The sequence below is a fragment of the Crenalkalicoccus roseus genome (assembly GCF_004761865.1).
GTDB lineage: Bacteria > Pseudomonadota > Alphaproteobacteria > Acetobacterales > Acetobacteraceae > Crenalkalicoccus > Crenalkalicoccus roseus.
This window is the reverse complement of record NZ_SJDM01000078.1, coordinates 1-6755: the sequence shown is the minus strand read 5'-3', so window position 1 is coordinate 6755 and position 6755 is coordinate 1. Positions and strand designations below refer to the sequence as shown.

Below are 6755 nucleotides of genomic sequence, written 5' to 3'. Positions count from 1 at the left end.
CTACCGGTTTGTCCACGCGGCCTAGAGCAGTTGCCGCTCGCCCTGGCTCACCGCAAAGGCTCCAGCGCATTGCGTGTGCGAGCCTCTTCATCCGTTCGGCTCGCGAAAGCGGGAGCAGAGCTGCCGCTTGACGCTGCGGCCGCCGGGCGCCTAGGAATTGGCGCGATATAATAACAAATGCCCTGGGAGGCATCCATGAAGCGGCTGCTCGCGCTCGTCCTGGGCGCGATCCTCTGCGCGGTGGCGCCGCACGACGCCCTGGCGCAGGAACGCCTTCGCATCTCGCTCGAGACCAACCCCAACCACCAGCGCAACCGCAATGTCGAGCGCTTTGTCGCCGAGCTGCAGAAGCGCGCCGGCGAGCGCATTCGCGCCGAGATCTTCCCGAGCGCCCAGCTCTACCGGGACCGCGACCTGCCGCGGGCGCTGCGCCAGGGATCGGTGGAGATGGGCGTTCCCGGGCCGTGGCACATCGACGGCATCGTGCCCGACACCGCCATCACCGCCCTGCCCATGTTCTACGGCGTGGAGCCCGAGGTGGTGTACCGGCTCGTGGACGGGCGCTTCGGGCAGACGCTCAACCGCCACATGGAGGAGCGGCTGCGCGTCAAGGTGCTCGGCCGCTACTTCGACCTCGGATACAACCACTTCTACGGCGTCGGCCGCCCGATCACGCGCTATGAGGATCTGGTCGGGCTCAAGATCCGCTCGCCGGGCGGGTCGGCCAATGCCGCACGCATCCGCATCCTCGGCGGGAATGCGGTGCTGATCCCCTGGCCCGACCTGCCGCTGGCGATGAACCAGGGGGTGATCGACGGCCTCATCACCACGCATGAGAGCGCCTACACGGCGAAGCTGTGGGATGCCGGCATGACCTCCGCCTTCGAGGACCGGCAGTACTTCTCCCAGTACATCCCGATGGTCAGCCAGCAATTCTGGAACCGGCTGTCGCCGGAGCTGCGCCGGGCCATGACCGAAGCCTGGGAGGCGGTGGTGGACGGCCAGCGCCGCGAGGCCGCTGAGGCGCAGGCGAAGGCCCGCGAGGTGCTGATCGCCAACCGCGTGCAGATCACCGAGCCGCCCGCCGAGGCGGTCGCCGCGGCGCGCCGCCGGCTGATGGCGGCGCAGGAGGAGATCATCGCCGACATGAAGCTGGACCGCGGGCTGATCGAGGTCGCCGCGGAGGAGCTGCGCGCCGCCGGCGTGCGGTTCTGACCGCCGGTGGTGCGCGCATGACCCGCCCCGCCGCCGCGGAGCCGCGGTCACGGGCGGCGGAGGCGGGTGCCGCCTCCGCGCCGAGACGCTCCCTGCTCGACGAGGTGGATGCCGTCCTGGTCGGCGGGGTCGCCGCCGCCAGCCTGGTGCTCGCCACTGTCAACGTGCTGCTGCGCGTCTTCGCCCCGCGCCACGCGCTGGAATGGGGCGACGAGGTGCAGGTCTACCTCGTCATCTGGGCGGTCTGCCTGTCCTTCGGCGCGGTCACGGCGGCGGACCGGCACGTGAAGGCGGACCTCTTCGTCTCGATGCTCTCGCCGCGGCTGCGCCGCTCGGCCGTGGTGCTGGCGGACGCGCTGGGCCTGCTGATGTCCGCGCTGCTCGCCTGGTACGGCTTCCTGGTCACCTACGAGGCGTGGGAATTCGGGGACCTGTCCACCACCACGCTGCGCTTCCCGCTCTGGATCTACTACGCCGCCCTGCCGCTGGGTGCGGGGCTGATGGCGCTGCGCTACGCCATCCGCCTGTTCCTGGGGCGACGGGCGCATGCCGGGGCGGAGGCGCAGGCATGACCGCCGCGGTCGGCGCCGGCTTCGTCCTCCTGCTGTTCCTCGGCGTGCCGATCTGGCTCGTGCTCGGCGTCACCGCGACCACGCTGTTCGCGCTCGAGGCGCAGCCGCTGATCGGCATCGCGCAGAAGGTGATGGACGAGCTGAACTCGACCACCCTTCTCGCCGTGCCCTACTTCGTCACCGCCGCCGTGTTCATGGAGCGCGGCCATGTCGCGCGCGCGCTGATCGGCGCGGCCGAGGCCTGGGTGGGCGGGGTGCGCGGCGGGCTCGGCCTGGTCTGCGTGCTCTCCTGCACGATCTTCGCCGCCATGTGCGGCTCCTCGGTCGCGACCGCGATGGCGATGGGCACCATCCTGGTGCCGGCCATGCTGCGCGCGCGCTACGAGCGGCACTTCGCCTCGGGCATCGTCGCCGCCTCCGGCACGCTCGGCATCCTCATCCCGCCCTCGCTCGCCTTCGTGGTCTATGGCGTGCTGGCCGACCAAGCGATCACGCGGCTGTTCCTCGCCGGCGTCATCCCGGGGCTGCTGCAGGCGGCGCTGATCTCGGCCTGGATCCTCCGCTATTCCAAGCAGCACGGCTATGGGCGCGACGAGCCGATGAGCCGCGAGGAGCGTGTCCGCCGTACCCTGCACGCCCTGCCCGCGCTGTCCGTCCCGGTGATCGTGCTGGGCGGGCTCTATGGCGGCCTCGTCACCATCACGGAAAGCGCGGCGCTGTCGGCGATCGTGGCGGTCTTCCTCGCGGTGTTCGTCTACCGCGGCGTGCGGCCGGGCGAGATCCTGCGCGTGCTGACCGAGGCGGTGCGCAACGCCACCGCCATCATGATCATCATCGCCGTGGCGCTGGTCTTCGGCCACTGGATGACGGAGGCGGGCATCGCCCGCCGCGCGGTCGAGTTCGTCACCGGCGCCGGCATCACCTGGTGGCAGTTCCTGCTGGCGGTGAACATCATCCTGCTCTGCCTCGGCATGATCCTCGAGGTCTTCGCGGTGATGCTGCTGACCCTGCCGGTGATCCTGCCGGTGCTCGACCAGCTCGGCATAGACCCGATCCATTTCGGCGTGGTCATCGTGGTCAACATGGAGCTGGCGCTGCTGACCCCGCCCGTCGGGCTCAACCTCTTCGTCATCTCCAACATCACCCGCGCTCCCCTCGCGGAGGTGGTGCGCGGCACCACCCCCTTCATCCTGCTGATGGGGGCGCTGCTGCTGGTCATCACCTACGTGCCGGGGCTTTCGCTGTGGCTGCCGCGGCTGGTGTACGGGTAGGACGGGCGAGGACGCCCGCACCGAGGGGGCGGGGCGCCCGCCGCGCGCCGGGGCGAAGGGGAGAGGCTCCGGCACCCGGCCGGCGCGGGCGGGTCAGGCGGCGCGCTTGCGGAACGCCACCTGGCCGCCGAGCCTCGCGCCCAGGAACTCGATCCTGCGGCGGTAGATGTTGGTGAAGGCGTCGATCGCGAGCTTCGGGCAGTGCAGCAGGTCCGTGCTGCCCTCCGCCTCGCGGCTCCACAGGTAGTCGTCGCAGAGGATCACGCCGCCGGGCGGCGCGAGGCGGAAGGAGAGCACCAGGTCGCTCAGCACGTCCGGCGCCTCGTGCGAGCCGTCCACGTAGATCATCGCCGGCGCCACGTCGCCGCGGGCGATCAGGCGCAGCAGGCCGTCCGCCGAATTGCCGTGCAGCACCTCGACCTTCGCGGCATGGCCGCTCTCCTCGATGTTGGCGCGGAAGCGCTCGTGCAGGCGCTCGACCTGGCGGGTGTGGTGCTCGGCCCCGCCGGCGAAGCTGTCTATGCAGTGGATGCGGCTGTCCGGGTGGCGCAGCAGGTTCTCGAGCATCCAGATCGTGGCCCGCCCCTCGAAGCAGCCGATCTCGACGATGCGGCGCGGCGCCGCCGGGTCCCAGCCGAGCTCGCGGAAGAACAGGTGCTCCCAGCCCGGAATGTGGCCGTCGAACCAGGATTCGGTGAAACGCGGCATCGGACCCTCCTTCCTCGCTCCGGGCAGAAGGGAGGGGTGGCCCCGGGGGCGCCATCACGTCCAGCCCAGCGGCGATCACGAGGCCGCAGCTTGGGCGTTGACGGCGGCGCGGCAAAGAACATAACATGAACATCATGGCCCGCATGGATCTCACCCGCAAGCTCGAACTCCTCGCCGATGCGGCGAAGTACGATGCCTCCTGCGCCTCCTCCGGCGCGGAGGCGCGAGATTCGCGCAAAGGGGGGCTCGGCGGCACCGAGGGGGTGGGCATCTGCCACGCCTTCACCCCCGACGGCCGCTGCGTCTCGCTGCTCAAGGTGCTGCTGACCAACGCCTGCATCCTCGACTGCGCCTACTGCGTCAGCCGCGCCTCCTCCAACGTGCCGCGCGCCCGCTTCACGGCGCGCGAGCTGGTGGAGCTCACCCTCGCCTTCTATCGCCGCAACCGCATCGAGGGGCTGTTCCTCTCCTCCGGCATCATCCGCTCCCCCGACTACACGATGGAGCAGATCGTCCGCGTGGCGCGGATGCTGCGCGAGGAGCACGGCTTCCTCGGCTACATCCACCTCAAGGCCATCCCCGGCGCCTCGCCCGCGCTGCTGGCCGAGGCCGGCCGCTGGGCCGACCGGCTTTCCATCAATGTCGAGCTGCCGCGCGACGCCTCGCTGCGCGCCCTCGCCCCGGGCAAGGAGCCGGGCGGCATCCGGCAGGCCATGGCCCGCCTGCGCCTCGGGATCGAGGAGGCGAGGGAGGCGGGGCGCGGGCAGGGCAGGGCCGCGGCGCCCCGCTTCGCCCCGGCCGGCCAGTCCACCCAGATGATCGTCGGCGCCGACGGGGCGGACGACGCCGCCATCCTCCACGCCAGTGCCGCCCTCTACGCCGGCTACGGGCTGAGGCGCGTCTACTACTCGGCCTATTCGCCGATCCCCGGCGCCTCGCCCCTGCTGCCGCCCGTCGCGCCGCCGCTGCTGCGCGAGCACCGGCTCTACCAGGCCGACTGGCTGCTCCGCCTCTACGGCTTCGCGCCCGAGGAGATCCTGGCCGGGGGTGAGCGCGGCATGCTCGACCTCGAGCTCGACCCCAAGCTCGCCTGGGCGCTGCGCCACCGGGAACGCTTCCCGGTGGACGTGAACCGCGCGCCGCGGGAGGCGCTGCTGCGGGTGCCCGGCCTCGGCGCGCGGACGGTGGAGAGGCTGCTCGCCGCGCGGCGGCACCGCGCGATCCGCAGCGAGGATCTGGCGCGGCTGCACCTGCCCCTGCGCCGGGTGCTGCCCTTCCTCGTCACCGCCGACCACCATCCCCATGCCCGGCTGCTCGACCGCGCCGACCTGCGCGCGCGGCTCGCGCCCGCCGCCCCTGCCCAGCCGCGCCTCCTCTGACCATGCCGGGCGGCAGAGTCGGCGTCCTCCTGCCCGGCCCCGCGGATTTCCCCGCCTGGCGGGCGGCGGCGCGGCGCCTGCTCGGCGGCGGCGTCCCGCCCGAGCGGGTGGAGTGGAGCGTGGCGGGGGAGGGGCCCGGCCTGTTCGCCGCCGCCGCGCTGCCCGAGGGGGAGGGCCGCGCCGTCCGGGTGCCGCGCCGCTTCCTCGGCCTCGCCGAACTTGCCATCCGGCACCGCGCGCCGGCCCGCTTCGCCCTGCTCTACCGCCTGCTCTGGCGCCTCGCCGGGGGCGAGGCCGGCCTGCCGGCGATGGCGGCCGACCCCGATGTCCTGCGCGCCGAGGCGATGGCCCGCGCGGTGCGGCGGGATGCGCACCGGATGCACGCCTTCCTTCGCTTCCACTGCGTCGAGGCGGCGGACGGGCCCCGCTACCTCGCCTGGTTCGAGCCGGAGCACCACATCCTGGAGGCCGAGGCCGGCTTCTTCCTCCGCCGCTTCGCCGCGCTGCGCTGGTCCATCGTGACGCCGGAGGCGAGCCTGCACTGGGATGGCGCGGCGCTCCGCCTCGGCCCCGGCGGCTGCCGCCGCGACGTGCCGGCCGAGGACGCGCAGGACGCGCTGTGGCGTGCCTATTACGCCGCCGTCTTCAACCCCGCCCGCCTCAGGCCCGCCGCCATGCGCGCCGGCATGCCGCGGCGGTACTGGGCGAACCTGGCGGAGGCGCGGGAGATCCCCCGCCTGATTGCTGAGGCGCCGCGCCGCGCCGCCGCCATGGCGGCCCGGGGGGCCGTTTTCCCGCGCCGGCCGCAGCCCGGAAGGCCCTGGGACGTTGCAGGAGACATGCCCGCCGACCTGCTCGACCGAGTGGACGATCCCGCCGCCGCCCTCGCCGCGCTGCGCGAGGAACTGCGCGGCCGCAACGACCTGCCGCTCTGGGCCGCGCAGGCGACGCAGCCCGTCTTCGGGGAGGGGCCGCCCGGGGCGGCGCTGATGTTCGTGGGCGAGCAGCCGGGGGATGAGGAGGACCTGGCCGGCCGCCCCTTCGTCGGCCCCGCCGGGCGGATGTTCGACCGCGCCCTGGAGGCGGTGGGGATCGCGCGCGGGGAGACCTACGTCACCAATGCGGTGAAGCACTTCAAGTTCAGGCCCGCCGGCCGGCGCCGCCTGCACCAGTCGCCCGACGCCGGCGACATCGCCTGGTACCGCCCCTTCCTGAAGCGGGAGATCGCGCTGGTTGGGCCGCGGCTTCTGGTCACGCTCGGCGCCACGGCGCTGCGGGCCGTCACCGGCAGGCCGCTCGCCATCGGCAAGGTGCGCGGCGGGATCCTGCGCACGGAGGAGGGGCTGCCGCTGCTGCCGACCATCCACCCCTCCTACCTGCTGCGCCTGCCGGATCCCGAAAGCCGGGAGCGCGAATATGCCCGCTTCCTCGCCGATCTTCGCCAGGCGCGGCGGGAGGTGGCGTAGGCCGCCGGGGGGCGGAGCGCGGGAGAGGGGGGCGGAAAGGACTCTACGGCAAATGCCCTGGCTTGTTCACTTTGTGCGCATCTCACCCGTCCAGGTAAGGCCACCCGGGCGGCATCTGCCCTAAGCCGCGTGGACAAACCTGAT

Annotated in this window: 6 protein-coding genes; 5 read left to right on the top strand and 1 reads right to left on the bottom strand. The window is 72.7% G+C overall.

Annotated elements, in window-relative coordinates; genetic code table 11:
• Positions 1 to 195 precede the first annotated feature (195 nt).
• From dctP to ET526_RS20585, 3 genes are read left to right on the top strand one after another with little or no spacing between them, the layout of a single operon-like run.
• Positions 196 to 1215: a TRAP transporter substrate-binding protein DctP gene (dctP, locus tag ET526_RS20595; RefSeq protein ID WP_158295655.1), complete on the top strand. Its 1020-nt coding sequence runs from the start codon at positions 196 to 198 to the stop codon at positions 1213 to 1215.
• Positions 1216 to 1232: 17 nt separating this feature from the next.
• Complete coding sequence (locus ET526_RS20590) at positions 1233 to 1787, top strand: TRAP transporter small permease (protein WP_135470872.1); 555 nt, start codon at positions 1233 to 1235, stop codon at positions 1785 to 1787.
• Positions 1784 to 3058 carry a TRAP transporter large permease gene (locus ET526_RS20585; RefSeq protein ID WP_135470870.1) on the top strand — a complete coding sequence of 425 codons (1275 nt, stop codon included), beginning with the start codon at positions 1784 to 1786 and terminating at the stop codon, positions 3056 to 3058. The genes ET526_RS20590 and ET526_RS20585 overlap by 4 nt, the downstream gene beginning before the upstream one ends.
• A gap of 93 nt (positions 3059 to 3151) precedes the next feature.
• Here ET526_RS20585 and ET526_RS20580 read toward each other — a convergent pair whose 3' ends face one another.
• The gene (locus tag ET526_RS20580) at positions 3152 to 3766 is read right to left on the bottom strand and encodes a class I SAM-dependent methyltransferase (RefSeq protein ID WP_135470868.1); all 615 of its coding nucleotides are present in this window, start codon (positions 3764 to 3766) and stop codon (positions 3152 to 3154) included.
• A 134-nt stretch (positions 3767 to 3900) separates the two neighbouring features.
• Here ET526_RS20580 and ET526_RS20575 point away from each other — a divergent pair, with 134 nt between their 5' ends.
• Together ET526_RS20575 and ET526_RS20570 are read left to right on the top strand one after the other, a co-directional pair.
• Complete coding sequence (locus ET526_RS20575) at positions 3901 to 5145, top strand: putative DNA modification/repair radical SAM protein (RefSeq protein WP_240048515.1); 1245 nt, start codon at positions 3901 to 3903, stop codon at positions 5143 to 5145.
• A 2-nt stretch (positions 5146 to 5147) separates the two neighbouring features.
• Positions 5148 to 6611 (top strand): UdgX family uracil-DNA binding protein, encoded by a 1464-nt coding sequence (locus ET526_RS20570; RefSeq protein WP_135470866.1) that lies wholly within the window; start codon positions 5148 to 5150, stop codon positions 6609 to 6611.
• Positions 6612 to 6755 lie beyond the last annotated feature (144 nt).